This is a genomic window from Tolypothrix campylonemoides VB511288_2 (assembly GCF_045999855.1).
Taxonomy (GTDB): domain Bacteria; phylum Cyanobacteriota; class Cyanobacteriia; order Cyanobacteriales; family Nostocaceae; genus Scytonema; species Scytonema bouteillei_A.
The window spans coordinates 271,685-298,057 of the sequence record NZ_JBFPMW010000003.1 but is presented as its reverse complement, the minus strand read 5'-3'; the positions used below and the strand labels follow the sequence as shown (position 1 = coordinate 298,057).

Annotated in this window: 19 protein-coding genes, 3 pseudogenes and 2 CRISPR repeat arrays; of the genes and pseudogenes, 7 read left to right on the top strand and 15 right to left on the bottom strand. The window is 41.7% G+C overall.

The window, feature by feature from the left end; all coding sequences use genetic code 11:
• Positions 1 to 143: 143 nt before the first annotated feature.
• The gene (gene hisD / locus AB0756_RS10135) at positions 144 to 1,424 is read right to left on the bottom strand and encodes a histidinol dehydrogenase (RefSeq protein ID WP_202048580.1); all 1,281 of its coding nucleotides are present in this window, start codon (positions 1,422 to 1,424) and stop codon (positions 144 to 146) included.
• A 312-nt stretch (positions 1,425 to 1,736) separates the two neighbouring features.
• On the opposite strand from hisD, the pseudogene AB0756_RS10130 reads away from it, so the two are divergent.
• From AB0756_RS10130 to AB0756_RS10120, 3 genes and pseudogenes are all read left to right on the top strand, one after another.
• Positions 1,737 to 1,985 (top strand): annotated as a pseudogene (locus AB0756_RS10130) (ArsR/SmtB family transcription factor); the annotation flags it as partial.
• Between the two features lie 159 nt (positions 1,986 to 2,144).
• Positions 2,145 to 2,594 (top strand): annotated as a pseudogene (locus AB0756_RS10125) (Clp protease N-terminal domain-containing protein); the annotation flags it as partial.
• Positions 2,595 to 2,916: 322 nt separating this feature from the next.
• Positions 2,917 to 3,939 (top strand): catalase family protein, encoded by a 1,023-nt coding sequence (locus tag AB0756_RS10120; protein ID WP_038076299.1) that lies wholly within the window; start codon positions 2,917 to 2,919, stop codon positions 3,937 to 3,939.
• Between the two features lie 387 nt (positions 3,940 to 4,326).
• Here the strand turns inward: AB0756_RS10120 and AB0756_RS10115 are convergent, their stop codons facing one another.
• The 5 genes from AB0756_RS10115 to AB0756_RS10095 all read right to left on the bottom strand — a co-directional run bounded on the left by AB0756_RS10115 (position 4,327) and on the right by AB0756_RS10095 (position 10,558).
• Positions 4,327 to 4,905, bottom strand: a complete 579-nt coding sequence (locus AB0756_RS10115) for a PadR family transcriptional regulator (protein WP_038076297.1) — start codon at positions 4,903 to 4,905, stop codon at positions 4,327 to 4,329.
• 510 nt (positions 4,906 to 5,415) lie between these two features.
• The gene (locus tag AB0756_RS10110) at positions 5,416 to 5,871 is read right to left on the bottom strand and encodes a MarR family winged helix-turn-helix transcriptional regulator (protein ID WP_050046107.1); all 456 of its coding nucleotides are present in this window, start codon (positions 5,869 to 5,871) and stop codon (positions 5,416 to 5,418) included.
• Entirely contained in the window at positions 5,868 to 6,305 is a 438-nt protein-coding gene (locus AB0756_RS10105; RefSeq protein ID WP_038076295.1) for an EVE domain-containing protein, read from the bottom strand. The genes AB0756_RS10110 and AB0756_RS10105 overlap by 4 nt, the downstream gene beginning before the upstream one ends.
• A gap of 508 nt (positions 6,306 to 6,813) precedes the next feature.
• Positions 6,814 to 8,591: a CRISPR direct-repeat array (repeat unit 37 nt; unit sequence GTTTCAATCCCTAGAAGGGAGTCGTATAAGTTGCAAC).
• A gap of 190 nt (positions 8,592 to 8,781) precedes the next feature.
• Complete coding sequence (locus tag AB0756_RS10100) at positions 8,782 to 9,057, bottom strand: hypothetical protein (protein WP_038090894.1); 276 nt, start codon at positions 9,055 to 9,057, stop codon at positions 8,782 to 8,784.
• 112 nt (positions 9,058 to 9,169) lie between these two features.
• Positions 9,170 to 10,558 carry an NCS2 family permease gene (locus AB0756_RS10095; protein WP_050046108.1) on the bottom strand — a complete coding sequence of 463 codons (1,389 nt, stop codon included), beginning with the start codon at positions 10,556 to 10,558 and terminating at the stop codon, positions 9,170 to 9,172.
• A 1,124-nt stretch (positions 10,559 to 11,682) separates the two neighbouring features.
• Between AB0756_RS10095 and AB0756_RS10090 the strand changes: the two genes are divergently transcribed.
• Together AB0756_RS10090 and AB0756_RS10085 are read left to right on the top strand one after the other, a co-directional pair.
• Positions 11,683 to 13,257, top strand: coding sequence for a metallophosphoesterase (locus AB0756_RS10090; protein ID WP_038090892.1), 1,575 nt, complete (start codon positions 11,683 to 11,685; stop codon positions 13,255 to 13,257).
• Between the two features lie 244 nt (positions 13,258 to 13,501).
• Complete coding sequence (locus AB0756_RS10085) at positions 13,502 to 13,813, top strand: hypothetical protein (protein ID WP_038090889.1); 312 nt, start codon at positions 13,502 to 13,504, stop codon at positions 13,811 to 13,813.
• 104 nt (positions 13,814 to 13,917) lie between these two features.
• Here AB0756_RS10085 and AB0756_RS10080 read toward each other — a convergent pair whose 3' ends face one another.
• On the bottom strand, positions 13,918 to 14,349 hold the full coding sequence (locus tag AB0756_RS10080; RefSeq protein ID WP_038090887.1) for an Hsp20/alpha crystallin family protein: 432 nt from the start codon (positions 14,347 to 14,349) through the stop codon (positions 13,918 to 13,920).
• 321 nt (positions 14,350 to 14,670) lie between these two features.
• Positions 14,671 to 16,530: direct repeats of the CRISPR family, unit length 37 nt; unit sequence GTTTCAATCCCTAAAAGGGAGTCGTATAAGTTGCAAC.
• 329 nt (positions 16,531 to 16,859) lie between these two features.
• On the opposite strand from AB0756_RS10080, the gene AB0756_RS10075 reads away from it, so the two are divergent.
• Positions 16,860 to 17,057, top strand: coding sequence for a TetR/AcrR family transcriptional regulator (locus tag AB0756_RS10075; RefSeq protein WP_038081758.1), 198 nt, complete (start codon positions 16,860 to 16,862; stop codon positions 17,055 to 17,057).
• 152 nt (positions 17,058 to 17,209) lie between these two features.
• Here the strand turns inward: AB0756_RS10075 and AB0756_RS10070 are convergent.
• From AB0756_RS10070 to AB0756_RS10035, 8 genes and pseudogenes are all read right to left on the bottom strand, one after another.
• Positions 17,210 to 18,361: pseudogene (locus tag AB0756_RS10070) on the bottom strand (RNA-guided endonuclease InsQ/TnpB family protein); the annotation flags it as partial.
• 67 nt (positions 18,362 to 18,428) lie between these two features.
• Complete coding sequence (locus AB0756_RS10065; protein WP_038081756.1) at positions 18,429 to 19,040, bottom strand: IS607 family transposase; 612 nt, start codon at positions 19,038 to 19,040, stop codon at positions 18,429 to 18,431.
• 53 nt (positions 19,041 to 19,093) lie between these two features.
• Entirely contained in the window at positions 19,094 to 19,573 is a 480-nt protein-coding gene (locus AB0756_RS10060; protein WP_038081755.1) for a hypothetical protein, read from the bottom strand.
• Positions 19,574 to 19,777: 204 nt separating this feature from the next.
• Positions 19,778 to 21,121 (bottom strand): TldD/PmbA family protein, encoded by a 1,344-nt coding sequence (locus AB0756_RS10055; protein WP_038081754.1) that lies wholly within the window; start codon positions 21,119 to 21,121, stop codon positions 19,778 to 19,780.
• A 260-nt stretch (positions 21,122 to 21,381) separates the two neighbouring features.
• Positions 21,382 to 22,854, bottom strand: coding sequence for a TldD/PmbA family protein (locus AB0756_RS10050; RefSeq protein WP_050046109.1), 1,473 nt, complete (start codon positions 22,852 to 22,854; stop codon positions 21,382 to 21,384).
• A gap of 193 nt (positions 22,855 to 23,047) precedes the next feature.
• On the bottom strand, positions 23,048 to 24,067 hold the full coding sequence (locus AB0756_RS10045; RefSeq protein WP_038073551.1) for an aldo/keto reductase: 1,020 nt from the start codon (positions 24,065 to 24,067) through the stop codon (positions 23,048 to 23,050).
• A 39-nt stretch (positions 24,068 to 24,106) separates the two neighbouring features.
• Complete coding sequence (petJ, locus tag AB0756_RS10040) at positions 24,107 to 24,454, bottom strand: cytochrome c6 PetJ (RefSeq protein WP_038073549.1); 348 nt, start codon at positions 24,452 to 24,454, stop codon at positions 24,107 to 24,109.
• A 163-nt stretch (positions 24,455 to 24,617) separates the two neighbouring features.
• On the bottom strand, positions 24,618 to 25,490 hold the full coding sequence (locus tag AB0756_RS10035; protein WP_038073547.1) for a helix-turn-helix domain-containing protein: 873 nt from the start codon (positions 25,488 to 25,490) through the stop codon (positions 24,618 to 24,620).
• Between the two features lie 219 nt (positions 25,491 to 25,709).
• Between AB0756_RS10035 and AB0756_RS10030 the strand changes: the two genes are divergently transcribed.
• A complete protein-coding gene (locus AB0756_RS10030) occupies positions 25,710 to 26,342 on the top strand; it encodes an FMN-dependent NADH-azoreductase (RefSeq protein ID WP_038073545.1) in 633 nt (210 codons plus the stop codon).
• Positions 26,343 to 26,373 lie beyond the last annotated feature (31 nt).

The window sequence follows — 26,373 nt, the reverse complement described above, 5'->3', positions numbered from 1 at the left end:
GGTCAGATCTGCCTTCCGTCTTGATGCTAACACGCGAGGCGGAGCCTCGAAGAATGCATTCCCAGGTAGAACCTGGGAACGAGTTGATGAGTGAATGAATTGAGGACACGGGAACCAGTTGATGAATTCCTCTTCCCTAACCCCTAATCTAATAACCCTTCTCTTTCTTGAATTGCCATAGCATGGGCTGCAAAACCTTCGTAGGTTGCGAGTGTTTGAGTTGTCTGTTTCAGTTTGGCATAGCCTTCTGGAGTAAGATAGCCTATTCCCGCCCGCTTGAGGAAGTCAAAGACTGATACAGCTGAATACGATCGCGCAAAGCCTCCTGTTGGAAGAATAGCATTGACTCCCAAGCAATAGTTACTTACAGGTATTGGCGTGTAAGGACCGAGTAAGATTTCTCCTGCGTTCTTTATCTTTCCCAGTACGCTGAAAGGTTCTTTAACTAAAACCTCCAAATGTTCTGGAGCATACTCGTTGACAAATTCCAGTGATTCTTCTAAGCTGCGCGTGAGTAAAATGCCACCATAAGAAGAAAGACCTTTCTCGCAAAACTCTTGTCTCCATTGGGGAAGTTTAGTTAAATACTCACTGACATACTTAGCAGCTTTAAGAGCCAGGGATTCATCATGGGTAACGAGCAATGCAGCCGATTCCGGACCGTGTTCTGCTTCAACTAACAGATCGAGGGCTGCAATTTGAGGGTCTGTGTGTTCGTCCGCTAAGATAATGGACTCACTTGGTCCGGCTGGTAGCCCCACATCCACCGTTCCGTACAAAATTCTCTTAGCCGCAGAACCATAGACATTGCATGGACCTGTAATTTTGTCAACTTTGGGGACTATTCCCGTACCCAAAGCCATGGCTGCGATCGCTTGTATTCCACCGAGCCTGTATACGTCTTTCACTCCTGCCATTTCTGCAGCGACAAGAGATGCAGGTTCTACCTTGCCATTTTTGTCTGGTGGGGTACATACAATGATTTTGCTCACACCAGCCACTTTTGCTGGTATTGTTAACATGAGCATCACGGATGGAAAAGCGCCTTTTCCTCGTGGAACGTACAGCCCCGCACTTGCGATCGGCGTTACTTTTTCACCTGCGAAAATTCCGCTGTCAATTTCTGCAAGTTGAATTTCTTCAGGCATTTGTCTTTCATGGACTTCTTTTATATTGACAAATGCCTGATGGAGGGCTGACTTGATTTCAGGTTCAATGGATTCGCGAGCTTCTGCAAACTCTTGTTCGCTGACTTTCAGGTTTTCCAGTTCTGCCCCTGCATAGTCAAATTTTCTCACGTATTCAATTAAGGCTGCATCGCCACGCTGTCTAATTTGGTCGATAACCTCTTTTGCAATGGAGAGGGCTTGTTCGATGTTTAACTCAGCTCGTCTCTTCAATGCAGAGAGATCTTGAGATGTCATTTCTGCTAATCTGAGAATTCTAACCACTAGATGCCTGCCCTCACTCATTTCTTATAAAGTTAATTTTAGTTGCCTGAAAAAAGGGAATTTTATCATATTACCAGAAGAAAGCGCCCAGGGCAGATGGCAGAGGTCAGAAGGAAAGATGGTCAATTTTAATACAAAAGCAAGATATCTGTACCATCGTCTCAAACGGTGTAGCTCCCACCGCGTGCTTTTGGTAAGCTCGGGTCTAGCCAGATAAATCAAATTAGGATTGCTATATAAGAAAATTAACATTGACATCTCTTTTATTTCGATTATTCTAGAAATATGGCTAATGAAGAAACGGCTCGCTATGCAGATATGTTTGCTGCTCTGGGGTCGGAACCACGGCTTGAAATTATGCGACTGCTGTTTGCAGCCGATCTGCAAGGGATGACAGTGGGAGAGATTCAGGAAAAGCTCAAAATCCCGAACTCCACCCTATCGCACCACTTGGAGAAGTTGCGAAACGAGGGGTTAGTCAATAGCCGAAAAGATAGGCAATTTCTCTGGTACTCAGCAAACGCTGAGACAATGGAGGATTTGCTTGCTTTTTTAACCACGGGGAAAACAAGAAGCGATCGCTTGGAGATTTTTGGCGATCGTGCTCCTCAAGCGACTCACAAGACACCTACAGAGGAAGGATTTATGTTTGAAAGATTTTTTGAGGCTATCTTTCAAAAACTGTTTGGATTGATGTCTGAAAGATTCCGCCTTCCAGGATATGAAAGATTTACCCAAAAAGCGGTCGATGCCATATTTTTCGCGCAAAATGAATCTCGCCGCTTGGGGCATGAGTTTATTGGGACAGAACAAATTTTAGTAGGATTGATTGGCGGAGGGAGTGGAATAGCATCAGAAATTCTCACCTCTGTGGGGGTAAGCTTGGAAAAAGCACAGATTGAAGTGGAAAAAATTATAGGTCGGGGCAAAGGTAACACGCCTTTAGATATTCCCTACACACCCAGAGCCAAGCGAGTCTTAGAACTCTCGGTAGAAGAATCTCAACAACTCGGTGTTAACTACATTGGGACAGAACATTTATTGTTAGGGATTCTTCGTGAAGGTGCGGGAGGTACAGGAGGAGCCGCAATGAAAGTGCTGCGAAACCTGGGAATAGACTTAGATGCTCTTGAACAAAGGCTGCGAAGTGCTTTGAGTTAAATTTGCCCTTGGCAATAACCTATCAAATTCCCAGCAAGAACGTGCAAGACTAAATTTCTTTGTACTCTCTATGCTAAAAGACGATTTCGTTGTTATGGTTACATAGACGCAGAACTTACGTAACCTTAACGATATTTTGGGGGTTCACATTTTGTTGATTCCCCCAACCCGCTGAAGGTTATGGGTAAGTCCTGAGTGAAAAAGGCAGAGGGCATATACATAGCTACCATCTGCCCTTGAAATAGCTGTCTTGTTAAGAACATTGCCAGTCATAAAAATTGCTAAGTTAGAGGGGAAATATTTCGTGAGCATTTCAAATATATCTGCTGCCGAACAAACAGAAATGGTCGATGCAGTTTTAGCAACCAGTTTTCAAGCACAACAACAAACTGGTCCCGACCGACGACAAATACATGCAAAAAGTCATGGCTTAGTATGGGGTGAATTCATTATTGAGCCAAATTTACCGGAAGCATTACGTGTAGGGCTATTTAAAACACCTCAAACTTATCCTGCATGGATTCGGTTTTCTAGTGGGGGTTCGCCTGAAAAACGAGGAAAATTTCGTTCCGATCGCGACCCCGATGGACGCGGTTTTGCTATCAAAGTTCTGAATGTTGCTGGTAACAAAGTTTTGAGTGATGAAGAAAATACCCAAGACTTTACACTCAATAACTGGCCTACGTTCTTTGTCAATGATATTCAGGGTTATTCAGATCTTTTTCATGCTGGTAGCGGAGAACTGCCACCGGAAAGGATGCAAGAATTACAATTATCTTATGGTATTATACAACGACTTGGTAGCCAAAAAGTTGGCAATCCCCTGTTAATTCAATATTGGAGTATGGCAGCATTTCGGTTTGGCGATCGCGTTGTCAAAATGACGGTGAAACCCCAGCAACCCGAAATTTCACCAGAGACATTGCCAGAGTCAGAAAATTACCTGCGGGAAGCAATAGTTGAATATTTGACTGAAAAAGGAAAAGATGCTTATTTCGACTTTATGATTCAGTTCTATGTGGATGATGACAAGACACCCATCGAACAGCTAACGCAGGAATGGAAAGAAGAAGATTCACCATTTATTAAAGTCGCAACAGTACGAATTCCCGCACAGAAATTTAATTTTGATGAACGCCAACGTCTTGATGAAGGTATGTTTTTTACACCTTGGCATACTTTAAGCGAACATGAGCCCGTAGGAAGCTTGAATGTAGCCCGTAAAAAAATCTACGAAGAACTGGCAAACTATCGTCGAGAAAATATTGCCAAACGCCTGCGGGAACCTCAGCCCCATACAGATGTTCGAGATGAACCAGCTAATTAACAAAGTGTAAAATTTTTGTATTCTGCTTGTAGTTGCGCTGTAAAAATAGCGCAACTGCAAACTATAAGTAAATTTTAACATGAATGCGATCGGATTCATGTTGATTGACTCTTGGAATTCAATAAGAGCGATAAATAATCTTATCCAGAACTTCGATAAGTCCCGATCGTGATAATAAAATTTGATAGTCAATTAATACCTTTGCCAATTTCTCAAAAGCCCTACAGACTGGAAGTCTGTGGCTATACAAACAAAGCCCACCTGCGTGGGCTTTGGGGTCCCCACGAAGTGGGGTTGGGGGGAAACCCCCCTCCGGGTTCACCAGTCCCCAGGGCGCGGGAAATGCATTTTTAGGCTTAACCGACAAGTATTGGACTCCATCTGTACTTATGACTCTGCAAGAAACTTGTAGATCTCACGCTTTACCTGAACAAGCAGATCGCGTACTCGATTGGCTTGCTCTAAATTGCCATTGCGTGCAATGTGTGTCACAGCATCATTCAACTCTGTTAAAGTACGCCGCAACTCAACTAATTCAGAAGGCTTGCTTTCCATAAAACTGTCATGAGCGTTTCTTGAATCAGCCTGCTCTTTGCGATCGCTCAACAATCGTCTACCACTCTCGGTGATTGTGTAGACACGTTTACCATCGACTTGCTCGCTAGTCAAATAACCGCCTTCTTCCAACATCTGAAGCGTTGGATAGACAGAGCCAGGACTGAGACGGCGAAAGCCTCCCCGACGGGTTTCTAGCTCTTTAATCAATTCATAACCATGCTGGGCACGCTCAGACAGAAGCCCAAGCAGCATAAATTTGATGTCACCGCGACGGGTGCGAGGCTCATTTCCCCAATCACTACTAGACGAACCTCTGTGTCCGTGTCGCGCACTCATGAAAAATTCATTGCCAAATTCAACTCCTGCATGGACTGGTACGGGAAAACGTGGATGAAATTGTCTGAACATATATAATTTCTTGGTTTTGTTAATGTATCACGATATATCGCTATCATTATATCTAATATATTGCGATATATCGGATTTGTCAACTTTAAATTCTAAATACTTGGTCAGATGTCAATTGTCCGCAAACAAGCAGTGTTTGGCAGTTGTTTCAATCCCTAGAAGGGAGTCGTATAAGTTGCAACTTTAGCCCTGAGTATGGTTTCACGTCACATCTTCCTTATGTTTCAATCCCTAGGAGGGAGTCGTATAAGTTGCAACACCAGTTGAGATACTGACAATGCAGCAAATCAACGCGTTTCAATCCCTAGGAGGGAGTCGTATAAGTTGCAACTCAAGCATTGGGCGCGTCCAAAGGACAACCAAAGCACTCACTCCCATAGTAATGGCTGCAAAAAAAGACATTGCACAGTGCAATTTCGCGCATGGGGAAGTGCCTATCAATCGGTAGTCGAACAGAGCTTGGCGAAAGAACAGCGAACTTATAACAGCAGACAACTTTGTCAGAAATTATTAGACACAGTTAAGGTGCAGATTTTTGAGTTCAGCTAGTAAGACAGCATGATTGCAACAACTAAAAAACTCTGCATCCAAATGCTCAATTAGTGGCAGTGCTTGTTCGAGGATTGTTTGGCCAGAATTTGTTAGCATTAGCATCTTTGCTCGTGTATCTGTCGGATGAGGAGAGCGTGTTACCAACCCTTTAACTTCCAATCTTCGCGCCACTTGAGAAATTTGCATCACATCAATTTTACAGAATTCTGCCAGTTGCACCTGAGTCAGCAAATCATCTTTACTTGTGAGCCAACCAATCCCAACTAACACAACAAACTGTAGATGAGTGATGTCAAGTTCTGCCAGAACTGCATCAACTCGACGTTGCCACAAATGGGTGACTTGCCAAAGCAGATACCCTGCGCTTTCTGATGGCATGGTAAAACGTGAAACTTTTGCCCAGTCAATAGTCATAGAGTACAACCGGAAGCATTCATCGCTGTTGCAATTCGCCGAAAATCTGTGAGGCAGATTTCAAACAACCCCAATCGAAAGATATATCCCCAAGATTTCTTGTTTTTAGTGAAAGACAGATCATCGAGCAATGGTCGAATCAATGCTTCCTCTGCTGCTATGAATCTCACATCACGGCGATAAGGAACAAAACCATTGCCCATGTCACAAAGATACGGCTCTTGTTCCAGAATCTGCCCGATTGCCGTAAACGCTTGTACCACATCTGTGCTTCCCATTTCACTATGAGGAGAATAGTAAATAATCCAATCACCAACAGCAAGTCGCTTAAGCGGATTGGCTTTGCCATGACAAAGTTGACAAAAGCCTCCTTCTACACCCTTAATAACGCGATCTTTTGAGCCCACACCAATCCAGTACCGAGTTTTATTCATGACTGATGCCTGTAATCAACTAAACAGTAGGAGTCGGCAAGATGTAAATTCATTGAGCACAACTATGGCGGCGGGTTAAAAGACTAACGCTGCCTATATAGTAAATACATTTATTATATATATATTTACTATAGCCTGATTTTCGAGATATTCAAGAAGTCCACGAAAGCTTTTACCTTTGGTTTGATTGCCAATCATTTTTACTCCCACTCTCATTATCTTCATCGTCAATGTTCGACCAGGACGGGGCACATTCCACAATCCTTTCAAACCATGCTGTTGCCATCTGTGTATTGTGGTACGTACCTTACCAGTAGTCTAATTGAAGTAGGATGATAATTCTTTGACTTTCCATCCCCTTGAAGACAGTCTTAGGAGTTCTGCTCTATATGATTGTGATTTGTGGTACGCAATCGCCTCGTTTTAATTCCAGCAATTTTTGGTCTTCGCTACGTGTTAAAAATATTCTTACTGGAATGCTTGCTGCGACTGAATCAGGTAGAATTCCGTTTCAATCCCTAGAAGGGAGTCGTATAAGTTGCAACTAGCATAGTATTTCGCAAGGAAACGACTAAAGGTAGTTTCAATCCCTAGAAGGGAGTCGTATAAGTTGCAACCTAGCTTTACTTACTTTATAGGAGAGATATTTTTCCTGTTTCAATCCCTAGAAGGGAGTCGTATAAGTTGCAACTTATGATGATAGTACAAATACTCACTTTACTGCTGCTTTGTTTCAATCCCTAGAAGGGAGTCGTATAAGTTGCAACATCAAGTAAAATGATTCAAGTAATCAAAGAGTATGTTTCAATCCCTAGAAGGGAGTCGTATAAGTTGCAACCGGCAGAATCGCAGGCGGAACGGGGTACATCACTGTTTCAATCCCTAGAAGGGAGTCGTATAAGTTGCAACGATCGCACACTACTTGCCCCAGCAGATTGCGAGTTTCAATCCCTAGAAGGGAGTCGTATAAGTTGCAACGCTGATTTCTAGTAAAAAGGACATTTAGCCGCTCACGAGCTGTTTCAATCCCTAGAAGGGAGTCGTATAAGTTGCAACCTTTTAAAACTAACGATTCAATATCAGACTTATCTGTTTCAATCCCTAGAAGGGAGTCGTATAAGTTGCAACGTAAATATTTTAGGTTTTACTCACACACACCACACGTTTCAATCCCTAGAAGGGAGTCGTATAAGTTGCAACTACCTCAGAGATTTCCTGGTTAATCGGATCGCCAAGTTTCAATCCCTAGAAGGGAGTCGTATAAGTTGCAACCCCAATCAATAGGAGTCACTATGTCATTTTTAAAGTTTCAATCCCTAGAAGGGAGTCGTATAAGTTGCAACTTCCCAAGAGTCGCTAAGGTTCGATTGTGAGAAACAGTTTCAATCCCTAGAAGGGAGTCGTATAAGTTGCAACTATCTTTCTTTGAGCCATCTCAGCAATTAAGACCCAGTTTCAATCCCTAGAAGGGAGTCGTATAAGTTGCAACCGGTATGCTTTTCATAATCAAACCCTTGCTTGCCGTTTCAATCCCTAGAAGGGAGTCGTATAAGTTGCAACATCGGTGTTGGGCGTATTGTGCTCTGAGAAAATAAACTCGTTTCAATCCCTAGAAGGGAGTCGTATAAGTTGCAACTTAACAAATCCCGTGCTTGGTGCTGTTTGTGTTAATTGTTTCAATCCCTAGAAGGGAGTCGTATAAGTTGCAACCACATCACAATCTGATGTGCGGGGGTGATGCTCTCTGTTTCAATCCCTAGAAGGGAGTCGTATAAGTTGCAACTGTATATTCATATTAGTTCGCTGTGAAAGTGGACAGTTTCAATCCCTAGAAGGGAGTCGTATAAGTTGCAACTTGGTTGCTGCTATCGACCAACTGCAATCTGAATTAGGTTTCAATCCCTAGAAGGGAGTCGTATAAGTTGCAACGAGCAAAAGTTTTGGGATGATTTGCTAGGAGGTAGTTTCAATCCCTAGAAGGGAGTCGTATAAGTTGCAACAGAACTTCATCATTACTCCCCACCAAGTAAATCGTTTCAATCCCTAGAAGGGAGTCGTATAAGTTGCAACTTAAATTGCCCTAATGAGTCAATTATTGAATCAACGTTTCAATCCCTAGAAGGGAGTCGTATAAGTTGCAACATTTCACTCTTAGTTGTTCAAACTCTTGATGTAAAGTTTCAATCCCTAGAAGGGAGTCGTATAAGTTGCAACTTGGATTTGTACGTCGATGCGATCGCACAATTCAAGTTTCAATCCCTAGAAGGGAGTCGTATAAGTTGCAACTGCTAAAAGATGAAATGCTTGCAATATGGAGTTTTCAAGGTGCGGTAGCGCGGTTGGTCTAATCATAACACGATCGCGGATGGGAATGACAAGAGAAAATAGCTGAAACGCTTGTGTGGAAAGGTGCGCGGATGGTTTTTATATTTCAAGGGACTTAACTCCTTACACATCAAAGGTTTGAAGCACTTTTTCAAGAAGTACTTTTTCTACACCTACCCATCCGCGCAGCAATAGCAGCCGAAGCCAGATCTGTTGTTGGGCAAGTCCAAAGGACAGCCAAAGCACTTACTCCCATAGTAATGGCTGCAAACAAGGACATTGCACAGTGCAAAAGCACATATGGCAACCACATTGGATTTGCCATATGTGCTTTTGCAAGTAAAAGACCATCTACACCGATAGGCACAAATATGAAGAGAATAGCTGTGACAGCAATCAAGTTGCGTCCCAGTGAAACTCGGGTCATGTGTTTTTTGTGTTGCAGTTTGCACTTTCTAGAGTAGCAATGGCTTAGGTACTGCACAAGCAATTGCTTTTCTATCACCCAAGAGCGATCGCAAAGAATTTCCCAACAGCCTCTAAGCTTTTAGCATCAAGTGCAACATAGAAATAGCTGCCAAAAAGAAAACTGGCTTACTCAGTTGATGAGCCACTCCCTGGGAAGCTTTCATTAAGGGGTAGAAAATAAAACCAATTGCCAATGCTTCTGCAATTGAATAGGTTAGAGGCATAGTCACAATAACAAGAAATGCCGGAATTGCCTCAGATAAGTCATTCCAATTGATGTTTTGCACGCTACTCATCATTAAAACCCCTACTATTATCAATGCAGGTGCTGTAGCAAAAGCAGGGACTGCTGCAAAGACAGGAGTGAATAACAGCGAAAGTAAAAAAAGGATTGCTACCACCACAGACGTGAAGCCGCTCTTTCCCCCCTCAGATATTCCTGAAGCAGACTCAAGATAAGTCGCGCATGGGGAAGTGCCTATCAATGCACCAAAGGAGATGCCGATCGCACTAGCTAACAATGACTTGCTCGCATGAGGCAATTCACCTTTTTGATTGATAAAACCAGCTTGCTGTCCCAAACCAGTGAGTGTACCAATGGTGTCAAAAGAAGTCACAAACAAAAACGTTAGTGTGACACTGATGAGATTCCACACCTGGTCGGGCTGAATATTGTTCAACCCTATAAATGCTTGACCTACCAGAGCGTCTGGAAATTTGGGTAAAGCGATAATTTTCTCGGGACAAGGAGCAATTCCCAATGTCCAGCCTAACAGTGCTGTGGCAAAAATCCCCCACAGTATCGCTCCTTTGATATGACGTACCATTAAGGTTGCGGTCAGCATTAAACCGAAAACTGACATTAAGGTAGCAGGATGTTTAAAGGAACCTATAGTGGTTAGGGTTGCTTGACTGGCAACAATAATACCTGCTCCTAGGGATGGTGCGTCAGGAACACCAGACAATCCAATGTAGGCAATAAACAAACCAATACCCGCTACAGTAGCGTATTTGAGGGAAGCTGGAATGGCTTGGATGATTTGGATATGAATGTTACTGAGAATCAAACCGATAAAGATTAGACTTTCAAGTAGAACAGATGTTAATGCTAATTGCCAACTTACCTTCAACTCCAAAACCACCGAGAAAGCAAAAAAAGCGTTGAGACCCATCGCTGGGGCTAAAGCAAAGGGATAATTTGCGAGCAGTCCCATTAAAGCGGTTGCAAATGCAGAGGTTATGGCAGTGGCAATGAGAATCTGATTGAACAAATCTCCTGGCTGCTCTTGAAATATAGCATTTGATAAAATTCTAGGATTCACAACTAAAATGTAAGCCATAGTCATAAATGTCGTGACCCCAGCTAAAACTTCTGTCTTGTAAGTAGTACCCAATTGCTCAAACTGGAAAAACTGACTTACTGAGATATTGAGTATATATTTATGTGTAAATATTTTCATTATTTTTTTAAAGATTTCATTTCAGCTTACTAAAAAAATCTCACTTATTAAATGTTATAAATACGGAAATACTTTTATTTTAAACTCGGTATTTTTCCAGTACAATATGTCTTTAAATCTCGCAATAATAATTATTAAATTGATAAAAATTTGCCTATCAATTGCATTTACGATGGAGTAGCAGATGCGGCTTTATAAATAGTAAAATCATAATTATTATATATAAATATGTCTTTATATCTCTAAGAAAATGTTTGAAAAGTCCTTTCATCAGTAGCAAAACATTCAAGTTCCCCCTAAATCTACCGATAAATTGGGGAACTTTAAAAGTATTTTCCCCCCTTTTTAAGGGGGGCTAGGGGGGATCTCCGAGTGTGTAAAATCACAGCTAACCACCTTTCAAACAACCTCTAAGTGGCGGATGTTCTAGCTTGAAATGGACGCAATCTAAAGCGAAACTGGTAGCAGTTTTATATTCATCAACAACACACGCTTTTGCTAGAAATCTAATTGATGAAATGTAAGTAGGTAGACAAGAAAAAACACAACTATGAAAAAAATATAAAATATTATTCTGTTCGTAGTAGCGCTTTAATGCATGGATCTCTACTACAAATTAGTAATGATTATTCACATCCAAAACATACTACAAATCTATACTACATCTGTTTAGAAAACAACAGTGTAACAAGAACACGACTTACGCAACGTCAACGCTATTTTGGGGTTTTCACGTGTTGCAGATCCCTCCTTAAAAAGCTACGGTGGTGTACACAAGTCTTATATAGTGCATTCATTGCGGTTTCGATCCCCCCTAACCCCCCTTAAAAAAGGGGGAACTTAACTCCAATTCTCCCTTTTCACGATGTTTCATCTCTTTTCTAGAGATCTGTACACCACCGTAGCCGCTCGATTGGGGAGCTTTGCGTAAGTCCTAAAGAAGCTAATCCAACGAGCTCATCTCAAAAGAAAAATCGCGATCGCGCTGGAAGCGGCTCATTTCAAAACTGAATTCTATACAGCATTTCTGGTGAACTGTTTTTTAAAAAGAATGCGTACAAACACGGATGACAGTGCTATATATACGTAGCCTATGACTGTAATGACTTTTGGTAGAAAATTTTATGAAGAATCAAATAGTTGTCCTAAGTGACATTCACATTGGTACAAATGCTCCTACTGTCTGGTATCAAAAAGAGCTTCACGAACCTTACTTAGCAACTGTTTTAGATTGGGTCATTGCAAATGCTCCATCCATTAGAGAACTGATTCTTTTAGGTGACGTAGTTGATTTTTGGACTTACCCATCAGATCGAGAACCACCTTGCTTTGAGGACATAATTGCAGCCAACAGTAATATTTTTGGTTCCCATGGAAAGTTGAGCCAGGTTTTGACTGCTCTTGAGGGAAATGTTACCTATGTGCGTGGCAATCACGACATGACCATTACCCAGGATGATTTAGATAAGATACAAAACCCCAAAGGCTACAAAATTAAATTATCACCTGGTGATATTTACTACCCTATTGCTGAAAACAAAAAAATTGTTTGCACTCACGGGCATATCTATACAATGTTCAATGCCCCTTATAACAATGCAAACAATCCAATAGCTCCACTACCCCTGGGTCAATTTATTACCCGCGCTGTTGCTTCCATGCGACAAAAGCAACTCAAGCCCGGTCAAACTGTTGCTGACTTAAACGATTCAGGAGATCCATCTGGTTGGGATATAGTACCGGGGTTATTGAAAATCTTAAAAGATGCAATTCCCAATCCAATTGAAATATTAACTGGAAACGAACAGCAAGCATGGGATACACTCTCATCTTTAGCTAAATTGATTCTTAACACTGTTGCTAATTCAACTGGTATTGAGAGAACGCAACCAATCAAATTAGCTTTGGGGAAGGAAACTACCTTTGCAGAAGCTGAGACTATTTACGAGAATTTATTTTCGGAATGGCGGGAGAAAAACCATTCTGCATTACTTGCCTATAAAGCAATTATGGCTGATGCCAACGGCAGCTATATGGGATGGTTTGCTCAACAGCTGGCTTTTGAAGCTGAAGCAGAACTGGTGGTTATGGGACACACCCATCAACCCATTTCAGGTCTGGAAAATTCTTTAATCAATTATGTAAATACGGGATTTCATTGTCCTTCACGAACTGACATTGGGAAAAAGCACCCTACCTTTATTCTCATTAACGTTGATGATTTTCATGCAGATATTTTTCAAGTATTTAACAATGAAGGCACTTACAATATTGAAGTGTCTTATGCACAAAAAGCTAAGGTGGCTGACGGTACTTTTTCCGCAGGTGATTTCTCTTGTTATATCATCATTGATAATCAACAAGGAAAGTTTGACTTAAATCTCGAGAATTACGAAGCAACTTCCGGACATTACGTTATTGCTCCTCCCCAAAAAATCAGTCAAGGAGAACAAGTAAAATTATGGTTGCAAGATAATCCGGGACATTCTGGTGCTCAAGGTTGGGCAAAATACTCTTATAAGGATGAAGAGGGCATACTCAAGGAAATTCAATTCGCCTACAACTGTCCTTTTACTTTTTTCAATAGCGCCAGTTGCGATAATGCTAACTTTTATACTAAGACTGCCGATAGCTCTTGGGGTACACTTAATGGAGTCACTAAATTAGGACATCCATTTTTCGTGAAGTTTGTCTTGTAGTTCCAAAGACAGAGGTTATTTTCTCTGCCTATTATGGTTGCATTTTAGCGATAACCGCTAGCTCAAGTTGAAATTAGTATTAAGTACAATATTATACATAATACTGAACTCATACAATAAAAAACCAAGTGTGATGGCTAGCTAAGAACTTGTAGCTTGTATATTCAGTAAAGCGATCGCACGGGAGAGGGGAAACTAAAAGATACAATTGACTTTAGTGGACTGCGCTTTTTGATTACACCAGATGAACGATTCTTTTCCATCGGATATTCAGCAATCGATTCAACAAAGCTTGCAAGAAATTGCTCTTCAAATGGGACAACCACTTGATGAGAGAGCAGCAGAACGGCTGTATCGAGATGCCAGTCTTTTGCTCGATGGCATTCCCTGCGAACCACTCACCTTAGCACGGGTAGCAGGAACACTACTCGTATATCAAGTGCAAAACACGGAACCGGAAGAATTAGAGTGGTTTAAATCTCACGTGCAGCAATGTTCCAATGATGAAGAAGTTGAGGAACTTATCGAATCTATCCATCGAACTGATTCGCTTTGAACAAAATTACGAGAAAGCCCAGTCTTTAGACTGGGCTTTCTCGTAAATTAACAAATTGTTATTACTTAATTGTGGCAAAGGGAAATCAATACCCAAGCAACCAATTAAGACGCAAGCTGTTCTAAGTTCACTTTGACAACTTTGTTCTTTTCTTCCTCTTTTTTAGGCAGCGTCAAATTCAAAATCCCATCTTTGTACTCTGCCTTGACATCAGTATTCTGAATTTTGATAGGTAATGGAATGACGCGCTGAATCTTACCATAGTGGAACTCTGTCCGTATCGTACCTTTGTCTTCAGTCTTGGTTTGGGACTTGCGCTCTCCACTAATAGAAACAGCGTTTTCTGTTACTTGGATATCTAAATCTTTAGCATCCATTCCTGGAAGTTCCAATTTGAGATGAACTGCATCATCTGTTTGAGTCAGTTCAGCAGCCGGAACTTTCACAAAATCTTTCTCAAATGGAACTCTTGTATCTTCAAACAAGCGTTGGATAGCGTTTAGTTCTTGCCAGGGATTGTAACGAATGAGTGTCATAGGTATTATGAATAAGTAGAAATTGCGTTCTTGTGACTTTGCTTTATATACTCATAATATTCCTGGGAGAAAAGCTTTGTGATTCGGCTTCAACTACTATCAAATTCATAATAACCGTACTAGAAATAACTACTATAAAAAAGTACGGTAAACCGAAGATTTTTTATACGTTTTAGAGGGAAAAGACTTTGTTCAATTATTCTTCTGTAAAGAAAGAATGAAACACCCCTGCTTTTACCCTAACGATTGGAAATCGAGGCTATACAAACAAAGTCCGCCTGCGCGGACTTAATCATAAAGGGGGTACAAGAGGCAGATTTAGTATCAATCCTTAAAAGGGAGTCGTATAAGTTGCAACTTTTCGCTTCTTGGCTTGCCTCTTGCATAATGCTGGAGGTTTCAATCCCTAAAAGGGAGCCGTATAAGTTGCAACTACTTAATTGAGCGCGGAAATGAGCGGGTTTTTAAGTTTCAATCCCTAAAAGGGAGCCGTATAAGTTGCAACGCAAGTTTCTGTCCTTGGTAAGGGAGACAAACTAAGGTTTCAATCCCTAAAAGGGAGTCGTATAAGTTGCAACAAGGAGTAGTACAAATCTGCACTTTATTATATAAGTTTCAATCCCTAAAAGGGAGTCGTATAAGTTGCAACCGAGCGCGTAAGCTGCGTGCTGTACGTGCGCGTGTTTCAATCCCTAAAAGGGAGTCGTATAAGTTGCAACCTGGGCGAAGTATACAGGGATTTGTTAAAAGTTGTTTCAATCCCTAAAAGGGAGTCGTATAAGTTGCAACTTCTCTCTAAATGAGTAGACAGCATACGCTTTATGTTTCAATCCCTAAAAGGGAGTCGTATAAGTTGCAACCAAAGGAAGTTTTGATACTTCTACCGCTACATTACGTTTCAATCCCTAAAAGGGAGTCGTATAAGTTGCAACTCTAGGCTTCCGAGTTGAAGCCTAGATTTTCTCATGTTTCAATCCCTAAAAGGGAGTCGTATAAGTTGCAACAATACTTTTGGTTGATATTGTCGGCATCCCAACCATGTTTCAATCCCTAAAAGGGAGTCGTATAAGTTGCAACCGTGATAATCCCGGTACTATTCCGGTGATACTCTACGTTTCAATCCCTAAAAGGGAGTCGTATAAGTTGCAACAGAGCCTCTAATTCATCTACAGTAATACCTTGATTTGCAGTTTCAATCCCTAAAAGGGAGTCGTATAAGTTGCAACGCAACAGTACACAATTTATTATGGCAAGTATTAAATATGTTTCAATCCCTAAAAGGGAGTCGTATAAGTTGCAACCAGGGGACAACAGAAGATAGTAGCAGCGTGTGGTTTCAATCCCTAAAAGGGAGTCGTATAAGTTGCAACGTTTCTGTGCGCTATTGGCTGCCAGTTGTTGTGTTTCAATCCCTAAAAGGGAGTCGTATAAGTTGCAACTTCTCAGCCTCTTCTCGGGAATTGCCCAACTCTGCGTTTCAATCCCTAAAAGGGAGTCGTATAAGTTGCAACGGGGAGGTCAGCACCGATTGACTTGAGTTGGTAGTTTCAATCCCTAAAAGGGAGTCGTATAAGTTGCAACTACTTTAATCGATACATTACGCTCGGCTGGTCTGGTTGGTTTCAATCCCTAAAAGGGAGTCGTATAAGTTGCAACGCGCTCAGTTCGTATCTTTCTTGAGTGTGCTGATTCATATCCCGTTTCAATCCCTAAAAGGGAGTCGTATAAGTTGCAACGTAAGATGATTTTAATTCTTCTAATTTCATATAAGGTTTCAATCCCTAAAAGGGAGTCGTATAAGTTGCAACTGTGCTTTTGATGAAATATTCGGTATTTCTGATTTTAGTGTTTCAATCCCTAAAAGGGAGTCGTATAAGTTGCAACATTCCTCTTTGCTCAACTCAACTTTCCTCTTTGCTCAACTCGTTTCAATCCCTAAAAGGGAGTCGTATAAGTTGCAACGAATGCCAAAATTCGAGATACTATAAGCGATCTACTTTTTGTTTCAATCCCTAAAAGGGAGTCGTATAAGTTGCAACTTAAATTCCAAAATAGTTTGTATAAGTAGTAATGTTTCAATCCCTAAAAGGGAGTCGTATAAGTTGCAACGTAACCAAGTTTTCATGGGGAATTGATGCTTCAGTGTTTCAATCCCTAAAAGGGAGTCGTATAAGTTGCAACTGCTTGGAGTTGAAAAGCTTGCTCTATGTGATTTTCAAGGTGCAGTAGCGCGGATGGTCTAATCATAGCACGATCGCGGATGGTAATGACAAGAGAAAATGGCTGAAAAGCTTATTTAATAAGGAGCGCGGATGGTTTTTATTTTTCTAGGGGCTTAAATTCTTACACATCAAAGGTTTGAAGCACTTTTTATAGGAACTACTTGTTTTACACCTACCCATCCGCGCAATAATGCTTGCGAAGCACGCCGTAGAGCAGTTGTTAGTGTTTTCGTTCTTAGGTAATAATGCAGGGTTTATTTATTAAATTGAAAACACGCCGTAGAGCAGTTGTTAGAAGACGCAACTCGCGTGTGTTTAGAGCTTGGATATGATTTGATCGATATGGACATCCTGTCTCGTGAAGCTCATGTTGCCAAACGCACCATATATCAAAACTTCGGAGGTAAGGAAGAACTGTTTGGTGCAGTTGTTCGCCACTTGAGTGACACTATTCTAAGGATGTTGTTCTTAAGATCCACCGTATAGGGAATTTCCCAGAATTTAGTTAAATCTTTTTATTTAACTCTGCTCCGAAAAACTTACCTAAACTTCCTCAAACTTGTTGATTCGTTTAGCGTTTCCTTCCTGCTTCAACCAAGGTAGACGGCTACTTCTTGTCCACAGGCGTTAAGTTCAGGTCAAGCCAACCTTACTTTATTGTTAGGGGCATTCTCAAGATTGACGGACGCATTGTCGTCCCTGTCCCGTGTATGCCCACAACTTTCACAACAAAAAATCCTTTGGGATAAAGTCATCGGTTGAACATGATGGCATTTACAGCACATCTTTGAACTGGGATACCATCTGTCAACTAATTCGACTTTTGTTCCGTAGAAAAATTGCTTATATGTGAGTTGACGACGAATCTCATAAAAACAGTTATCGCTAACAGCACCAGCTAACTTACTGTTGGCAATCATGCCTTGAACATTTAAGTCTTCAATGCGAATTATATACGCTTTACGACTTAAATCAGTTGTCATCTTTTGTGTCACGTCTTGCCTAATATTGGCAATTCGAGCATGGGATTTAGCTACAAGCGCGTAAAACTCCCGAGCGTTTTTAGATGCTCTAATTTTTAGTTTTTTGTTTCCTAGTACCTTGTTACGATTTCGCCACTGCAATTTACCAAGCTTGGTTTTCGCTATTTTTGTGGTAATTGGCATGGCATAAGTCGTGCCATCAGAACAACTAGCTAAAGTTTTGACTCCTAGATCCACACCAATCTTCTCTATAGGGTGAATAATTGGTGGGATTTTTTCAGTATCTAGAGCGAAGGATACAAACCATTTATCCGCAGTTCTAGAAACCGTGAATGTTTGTGAACTGCAAATAAAGTTAATTGCCTCATGAAGTCGAAAACTTTTAATTCCTGGCAGAGGAATTCTCTTACCTGGATTAATGACAACTCTATTAGTAAAAGGTATTGCTGGCTTCCCTTTTTCAAGATAGATTCCTGACGTTTTGTAAACAGTAAAAGAATCTCCCTTCTTTTTTGACTTTTTAACTGGGAATTTGGCTAAACCTTTGCGCCAACGACTAAAAGCATTCTTCAAATGAAAAGCTGATTGATATACTGTGGATGGATATTTTCGTGTCCACGCATATTCGCTCTTCTTCATTGTGACTTGAGTAAATACTTTCTTAATCGCATCTAAGCGCTGAGAATCACCCGCTTTGATGCCATCAAAATCCCAGCTTGCCGTGATTAAATCTAAAGCATAGTTGTAAACAAATCTCTTAAATCCTGCTAGGCCACGCATCAGAGAGCGTTCTTTGTTATTTAATTTTAGCTCTTTTTTTAATGCTTACATTACTCTACTTGCTCAAACCTGCTTATATGAGTAAGTATAACCGTTATTTTGTACATGGGTCAACACCTTCTACAATCTTTTTTACTTTTGATTTATATTTGCGTAACCCATCAAGTCTTGAGCTAAAACAGTGGACAATTGAAAGTAAGTCCTGAGTTAGTTCTTCATGCGGAGATAACGTTTCTGCGTTGGCAACAATAATATTGCCTCCACCCCACAGTACAATCTGCTCAACCAAATCAAACCCAAACCTACATAAGCTATCTTTGTGTGCTACATACAAGCTTTTTAATTCACCTGCAATCGCCCATTGAATAATTTGCAGAAATTTTGGACGCTTGAAGTTTAATCCTCCTCCAATCTCCTGCATTGTTTGTGTCACAGAAACACCTTGAGCCAAGCAAAAGCTTTCCATTGCTTTTACTTGGCTCAGTAAATCTTCTTTTTGGTTGTTTGATGAGACTCGGCAGTATATAACAACCCTGGTTGGGTATTTACCTGACTTCAAACTTTTAGCTATTGCTAAATGGGATTCATTATAAATTCGTTGATTACCTAATGTTCTTTCTGGGATTAACTTACCCTCCTCTTCCCACCGTCTTAATGTAGATGGCGAAATCCCCACTAAATCACCAAACTCAGATACTTTCCACATAAACTTACTCACTCTAGTTAGCTATGAATAAGTTTAGATAAGAATTTGGCTATTTAGTCAAGCTCCTTATTCAACTCTCCTACGTTACCTACTGCACTACCTATCAGTGCAAAGCCAACCCAGCCAAGGATGATGCTGACAAGTGCTAGGGCAACGTTTGGATCGACAAGCAGCCCGAACATAACAGGTGGTTGAAAGTTGGTGAGATTGGGATCGTTCGAGAAACCATACGACGTTTCTGGCCATACACCTGCAAGAACTAGCCCCATCCAGAAGGCGGTTGAGAGAAAGGCAGCAATCGCAGCTGAAGCGAGGTCTGTTGTTGGGCGCGTCCAAAGCACAGCTAAACCACTTGCTCCCAAGCTGATAGCTGCAAAAAAGGACATCGCGCAATGCAGTTTCGCATGCGGTAACCACAGTGGATTTGCCATATGCGCTTTCGCAAGTAGAAAACCGTCTACGCCGATAGGCACAACTATGGAGAGAATAGCTGTGACAACAATCAAGTTGCGTCCCAGTGAAACTCGGTTCATGTGTTTTTCTATGTTGCAGTTTGCACCTTTTAGAATAGCAATGGCTTAGGTACTGCACAAGCGATCGCATTTAACAACTCACGCCATGGGTTGTTTGTTTATCTAATGTAGTGAGTGCGTGCGATCGCTATTGGGTCAGCAGGAACAAACACCACTATTTTATTATGATGACTTGTATGGCAATGCCCACCCAATAAAATCTAGCTACTCACCAGTAATAGAGAGTTCGTCAACCCAAACTCTGGGACAAACCCCGCCAGGAGTTAATTCCGCCTCTTGTTCCACAAAAATAATAGACTTGAGGACTTCGAGAAAATCTCCTGCAACAGTAGCTGACTCAATACTAACTTTCTCACCTTTGTTCACCAACCAACCATCAAACGGTAGAGAGAAAGAACCTTGTAAAGCTTTCACCCCAGCGTGAAGGGCTTGTAAATTATCAATCAAAATGACATTCTCAGCCGTTTCCAAGTTCAATTCCCGTTCGGGAGTCGCAGAAGTTGCAAAGACATGATAAAAATTGGGGCTAACAGTAACTTTTGCACCAATATTGGCATGACCCGTTGGGGTTGCGTTCATTCTTTTTGCAGTACCTGCACTGTGGAGAAAGTTGGTTAAAACGCCATTCTCAATGAGTGAAATGCGGCGAGTGGGAGTTCCTTCACCATCGAAAGCTTCTGCACCAACATTGGCTGGATGTAGAGCATCATCAGCAACTGAAAGCAGAGGAGAAGCAATTTGCTTACCTAAATCATCAGGAGTCGATAAGCTTTGCTTGTCCAAAATACTCTGAGCGTTGAATATGTTAGAAAAAGCACCTAGCAAACTCAAAAAAGCATCCGGGGAGAAAACAACTCGATATTTACCCGACTTGATTTTTTCATAATTCAAGTGGCTAATAGTTTTCTCTGCAGTTTCCTGGATACAACCATTAATATCTAAATTGTCCAAACCCCTGCTAATTCTAAAAGCACCAGCACTGCGGGGTTTTTTACCGTCTTCTTCTGTTTTGCTGTAAAGATAAACTGATGCGACGGAGTGAGATTCTGTTCTCAACGCACCATCACTGTTGAGATAGAAGCGATCGATATCTCTTTGCGCCAAACTATTGTAAGGCACTCCCTTAATCGCCGGATGAGCGCTCATTAACTCTTTCTCAGCTGTTAACAAGCTTTCAATAAGTTGAGCAACAGGGACTTGAGGTGCTTTTTCTTCAGAGGAATGCTCTATGGGAACAGTTGATTCTGGGCTAAAATCTGGCACATTTTCTTTTACACCAAAGAAACTTGCTTCATATGCCGTTTTCAAAGCTAACTCTAGCCCTTTGGGGTCTACATCTGTCGTTGTGGTGACACCCATTGTATTGTCTTCATTCCAAACGCGTACAGTGACACCAGAAAGATTGGAAGCTTTGACTTGCTTTGGTTCACCGCGATCTACTTGTACGCTGGTTTGGTCTGCACTTGAGCCATAAATGTCAAATTTTTTGATGCCAAGCTTTTCTGCATTTTCCTTGGCGTAAGTCGCAATTTCAGTAATATTGGGCATAGTCTGGCAATTTTGAATTTAAGCGTTTTTCTCGCTCCCAGGCTCAGCCTGGGAGTGTATTAGTGGAGGCTCTGCCTCCTATCATAAGTGGCAGAGCCACTAGGAGGGCATTCCCAGGTTCTACCTGGGAACGAGTTAATCAGCCATCAGCCCTCCCTTGTTCGCCAGTCGCCAGGGCGCGGGAAACCCGCCTGCAGCGCTGGACTCACCATTAGCCATTAGCCATTAGCCATTAGCCATTAGCCATTAGCCATTAGCCATTACCGTCCACCTACAGTGATGGAATCAACTTTAATGTGGGGCTGTCCTACTGTAGTGTAGATACTGCCACTAACAGAACCACAAAAACCTGGTGCGAGGGATAAATCTTGAGAACACATGGAAATTTTGTTCATAATTTCCTTTGCTTCACCAATCAAAATTGCTCCCTTTAATGGCTTGGTAATTTTGCCGTTTTCAATCAAATACGCTTCGTCTACACCAAAGTTAAATTGACCTGTAGCACCAACGCTACCACCACCCATCTTTTTACAGTAAATACCTTTGTCAATGGAAGCAAAGATTTGATCGAGGCTGTAATCGCCTGTCGCAATATAGGTGTTACGCATCCGACTGGCTGCAGCAAAGGTGAAATTTTGACGGCGACCGCTACCTGTTCTGGGGTGTCCGGTACGGGAAGAACCAGCCCGATCGGCTAAGAAGTTCTTCAAAACTCCTTTCTCAATCAACAGAGTTCTTTGGGCTGGCATACCTTCGTCATCCATATCAATGGTACCAAAGGCATTGTCAGTGCGCCCTTCATCCCAAGCAGTTAAGCTCTCATGGGCAATTTTTTCGCCTTTCTTGTCAGCAAAAGGAGTGGTGTTGCGTTCGATTTGAGTTGTTTCGAGCAGGTGTCCGCATGCTTCGTGGAAGATAACTCCACCAAAGTGATTTGCCATCACAATGGGGTAAGTTCCCGACTCTACATAATCAGCGTAGAGCATTTTTCCTGCTGATTCTGAAATGTGTTCTGCTGCTTCTTTGTAGTCCCAAGTTCTCAGGAAATTGGGGTCGCTGGTGTTACCGCCACGTTCTGCAATAGAAGTGCGATGAGCGCCATCAGCACACAGAAGGCTGAGACCTACCGATTGAGTGAGGCGAATATCACGAGCAAAGGTTCCATCGCTCGCTGCAACTAAAACTTCTTGCCAATCGCGGAAATAGGTACTGCGGCGCGATTGTATGTGGTTGGCTTTTTGCTTGAGTTGATCGGTACTTTCAAGCAATAGTTCTCCCATTTCTCGAATTGAGCTACAAAGAGGTAGCCAACCATCTTTACCTCTTTTGGTAGCGTAGTCTCTCAGCAATTCTAGATTAATTTCTGGGATAAAAGAGTTGGGCGCGGGGAGTTGCAACCCCATGATAGAAAGTCCTTTTTCCAACGCTGCTTTCAACCCGGAAAATGTTATATCGTTGGTGCTAACATAACAATCTGCTTTGCCACGAAATACTCTGACTCCCGCACCTGTAGACAGGCGGGGTGTAATGCTGGTGATAGTATCCTCTTCTGCAAGGCAACTAATATAATTAACACGCTCTAAGAAAAATTCAATAAAATCAGCACCCGCCGCACGTCCAAGCCCTAAAAGGGTAGACAAAGGAGCTTCCCAGGTTTCATCGAAGCGCTCTGGGGTGAAGGAGTAATGTAGGCTGGGAAGTTGATTTGAGAGAAGTGGAGTAATTGTAAGCATTAGTATTTTCGGTAGGCTGGGTTTAACAAGTGTTTTAGCAGTTCCGACTTTAGGTAAAATATGACGGATTGAATGAACTGTGTACTATCATACCTATTTACCTATTATGGTCATAAGGTGAAAGGATGACAGGTGGGTAATCCGACTTTCTACCTTTTTTTTAAGTATTAAAAAAGTGTTAAACTGTAAATACCTATCGGCGATATTCGTCCCCACAGTCACCGATTAACTGATATAAGTTCCTCGATTTGCTAGAGATAGCATCTATCCGATCGCAGTCTTCAGTATCTAATGTAAAGCTGAATACTCTGGCATTATCTTCTAGATGCTCCGCTATCCCAAGCCTTGCACCAACGATCGCACCTGCTACTGTTGGTTTGTCTAAAATATAACGCAGTGCGATGTTAGGAATACTAACGCTATGTTTGTCGGCTATGGTCTTAAGAACAGACAGTAATTCTTGGAATAACTGCCAACCTCCCCAACCATCTATCATATTTTTGTATTTTCGCAAGCTGACGGTAGCTAACTCAGACCCTCTTGGTTCTGAAACACCCACATATTTTTCTGATAAAAAACCACCGCAAACCGTACCGTAAGTCAACAGTTGTATGTCATGCTCTTGGCAGAACTGAATCATCTTCACTTCAGGACGGCGATCGACAAGAGAAAATTGTACCTGGTTGGAAACTATTTTTATGCCTGCTTCTGTAATAATTTGCAGGTGTTCTGTATCAAAATTCGTTAAGGCTAAATGTTTAATTTTCCCTTCTGTTTGCAGTTCCGCCATATATTTGAGGGCATCTAAATAGTTTTTGTCTCGATATTCCCACCAGTGAAATTGCATTAAATCCAGGCATTCTACTGCCATTCTTCTTAAAGAGATATTAATATTCTCTTCTACCAATTTTTTTGTCATTTTGGTAGGACGGGGTACCCATTTTGTAAAAGCTTGAATATTAGCTAAAGCCTCTTGACCCCGAGTCGCAATCAGTTGGCGGCGGAACTCACCAATAAAATCTTCCGCCGGACCGTAATGATCTGCTAAGTCCCAGGTGGTAAAGCCTGCATCTACATATTGGAACATGGCTTGGATGGCAGATGTTGGGTTGATGCGCCCGTGTGCGCCGGAAACTTGCCACATCCCGTTTAAGAGGCGAGAAATGTTTAAATCTGTGGTAAATTGCAGGCGACTTGATTGAGGTAGGTTCATGGGATTTGGTTAGTTGTTAATTGTGAGTAGTTAGTCTTTTTACCGCCAGCCTTTTTCGGCTTGCTCTAAAACATAAGAAGAAACTTCTTGAATTTCTTCTGGTGTTAAGCGATCTTTGTAGGCTGACATATTATTTTTTCCATTGGTTACGATAGATGCGATCGCATCTACAGAATCCATCCCATTTTTCTTAAGTGCTTTCAATTTTAAGTTTTTTCCCCGTCTGATAATATTGCTGCCGTTGATATGACATCCAGCACAATGAACGTCAAAAATTTTAGCACCATTAGCTGTCTCTGCTGCTATTGCTTGAGGAAGGCATAATAACATGAAAAATATAAATGTCACTAAGAAAATAGCGATAAGCTTTGGAAATTTGATATTCATAAGTAACACAAACAAATGAAACGTAAGATGTTTTTAGGCTTGTAGTTGCCCTTGAGCGCTAAAGCACATCTACGAACATTTTATGTTTTTTTAAGTTGAACTACTTATCAATATTTTTATATAATAAATAGTTATACTACCTACCGTACAAAAGCGTACTCGTTCATTTTGCTCTGTAGGTTCGCGGTGTTATACCTGTCAATTGCCGAAACTGTTTGCTCAGATGGCTGTGGCTGTTGAACCCACACTCTAAAGCAATGTCTACGATCAATTGGTCTGTTTGTTTCAACAACTGCTTCGCCCGTTCTATCCGTTGTTGGAGCAAGTATTGGTAGGGAGCTATGCCCAGCGATCGCTTGAATAAATGGCTGAAATGAAATTGGCTCATGCCTAACAACTGGGCCAAATCTGCGAGCTTAATGTCTTGATTGAGATGTTCGTTGATGTACTCCAAGACTTGCAGCAGTTGACGCTCGGGTAAACCACCCTTATAAATTGCAAGGTGAGGTTTGGACGCAAAGTATTGTCTGAGTAAATGCACTGCCAAAACATTTGCCAGTGATTCAACATAAAGCCTTCCGCCTAAATTTTCCTGTTGGAGTTCGCACACCAGCATCATGCCAAGTGACTCAATTTGTGGATCGCGAGCCTGAAATTGGCTCAGCAATTCCAGTCGATCTGAATTCATAGCAAGAGCTTCTGTTGCAACGCTCTGGATGAAATCAGACGCAATCCGAATCTGCAAGTGGCTATCCTCTCCATCCCATCGAGCAAAACACTGGGTCTTTGCAGGTGTTATGGAAATATCGCCTTTTGCGTACATCCCTGCATAAGTCTGACCTTCGTGAACTTGTAGCAAGCGAATTGGACGGGAGGAAAGAGACAGATAAATCGCGTGTTCTTGGCTGTAATGACACCTCGCTTCACCCGGAGGGTGTTGGAATTGCTCGACTACAATATTTTCCCAACCCCGAGATTGGCTGGACAAGATGGGTAAGTGGATCGTTTCTATCTCATGGGTGGCGGTCGTCTTCACGATCTGAAACTCAATCTATTTCATCTATATCTCCACAGGATACCCCAAGAAAGACTTATCTCTTACAATCCCACCATCATACGGTTATTTATTCGTTTTTTGAACTTTTGTACGAAGTTCACTGAAAAATTACAGCAAGATTGTGATAGTGGCACAGGAATTAGATAGTTGAGCCGGAATCCTTTACATAAGCTGGAATTGTAATCCATCCGAAGAACTATGGCACACCTGTTACATATTGATTCCAGTCCCAGAGGAGAACGTTCGCACTCTCGCAAGCTCACAAGAGAATTTGTTGAGGCTTGGAAGCAAGCTCATCCGGGTGATACCGTCAACTATCGAGATGTCGGTTGCAATCCAGTTCCTCATGTCGATGAACAGTGGATTGTAGCAGCTCATACACCGCCAGAGCAACGAACCCCTCAACTCCAAGAGGGAATTCTTATTAGCGATCGCCTGATAGACGAATTCTTAGCTGCCGATCTCTACGTCATTGGCATTCCCATGTATAATTTCTCCATTCCCAGTACTTTCAAAGCTTATATCGATCAAATTGTCCGCCCAACGCGGACATTTGTGTTTGAACCAGAAGATTCTACAAACCCTTACAAACCGCTCGTGCTGGGTAAAAAAATGTTTATCATCACAGCACGAGGGACTTCCGGCTATGGATCTGGTGGGAAATACGAGAATTGTAATTATCAAAACCCTTACCTTGCAGCAGTCTTTGGGTTTATAGGCATCACTGACATCACGTTTATTAATGTTGAAAATGATGAGTCTGGTGGGAAAAAGTTAGCCGATTCGATCGCAGCTGCTCGTATCCAAATGGCTCAACTGCTTGGAGGGTAACTCACTCAGTTAGATCCCCGACTTTTCTCAT

Coding starts and splice junctions, on each gene's coding strand:
- hisD (WP_202048580.1), bottom strand. CDS start 1,424: ATGACATCTCAAGATCTCTCTGCATTGAAGAGACGAGCTGAGTTAAAC.
- AB0756_RS10080 (WP_038090887.1), bottom strand. CDS start 14,349: ATGACACTCATTCGTTACAATCCCTGGCAAGAACTAAACGCTATCCAA.
- AB0756_RS10115 (WP_038076297.1), bottom strand. CDS start 4,905: ATGTTCAGACAATTTCATCCACGTTTTCCCGTACCAGTCCATGCAGGA.
- AB0756_RS10100 (WP_038090894.1), bottom strand. CDS start 9,057: ATGACCCGAGTTTCACTGGGACGCAACTTGATTGCTGTCACAGCTATT.
- AB0756_RS10095 (WP_050046108.1), bottom strand. CDS start 10,558: ATGAAAATATTTACACATAAATATATACTCAATATCTCAGTAAGTCAG.
- AB0756_RS10055 (WP_038081754.1), bottom strand. CDS start 21,121: ATGCCCAATATTACTGAAATTGCGACTTACGCCAAGGAAAATGCAGAA.
- AB0756_RS10030 (WP_038073545.1), top strand. CDS start 25,710: ATGGCACACCTGTTACATATTGATTCCAGTCCCAGAGGAGAACGTTCG.
- AB0756_RS10090 (WP_038090892.1), top strand. CDS start 11,683: ATGAAGAATCAAATAGTTGTCCTAAGTGACATTCACATTGGTACAAAT.
- AB0756_RS10060 (WP_038081755.1), bottom strand. CDS start 19,573: ATGAACCGAGTTTCACTGGGACGCAACTTGATTGTTGTCACAGCTATT.
- AB0756_RS10105 (WP_038076295.1), bottom strand. CDS start 6,305: ATGAATAAAACTCGGTACTGGATTGGTGTGGGCTCAAAAGATCGCGTT.
- AB0756_RS10110 (WP_050046107.1), bottom strand. CDS start 5,871: ATGACTATTGACTGGGCAAAAGTTTCACGTTTTACCATGCCATCAGAA.
- AB0756_RS10045 (WP_038073551.1), bottom strand. CDS start 24,067: ATGAACCTACCTCAATCAAGTCGCCTGCAATTTACCACAGATTTAAAC.
- AB0756_RS10065 (WP_038081756.1), bottom strand. CDS start 19,040: ATGTGGAAAGTATCTGAGTTTGGTGATTTAGTGGGGATTTCGCCATCT.
- AB0756_RS10050 (WP_050046109.1), bottom strand. CDS start 22,854: ATGCTTACAATTACTCCACTTCTCTCAAATCAACTTCCCAGCCTACAT.
- petJ (WP_038073549.1), bottom strand. CDS start 24,454: ATGAATATCAAATTTCCAAAGCTTATCGCTATTTTCTTAGTGACATTT.
- AB0756_RS10085 (WP_038090889.1), top strand. CDS start 13,502: ATGAACGATTCTTTTCCATCGGATATTCAGCAATCGATTCAACAAAGC.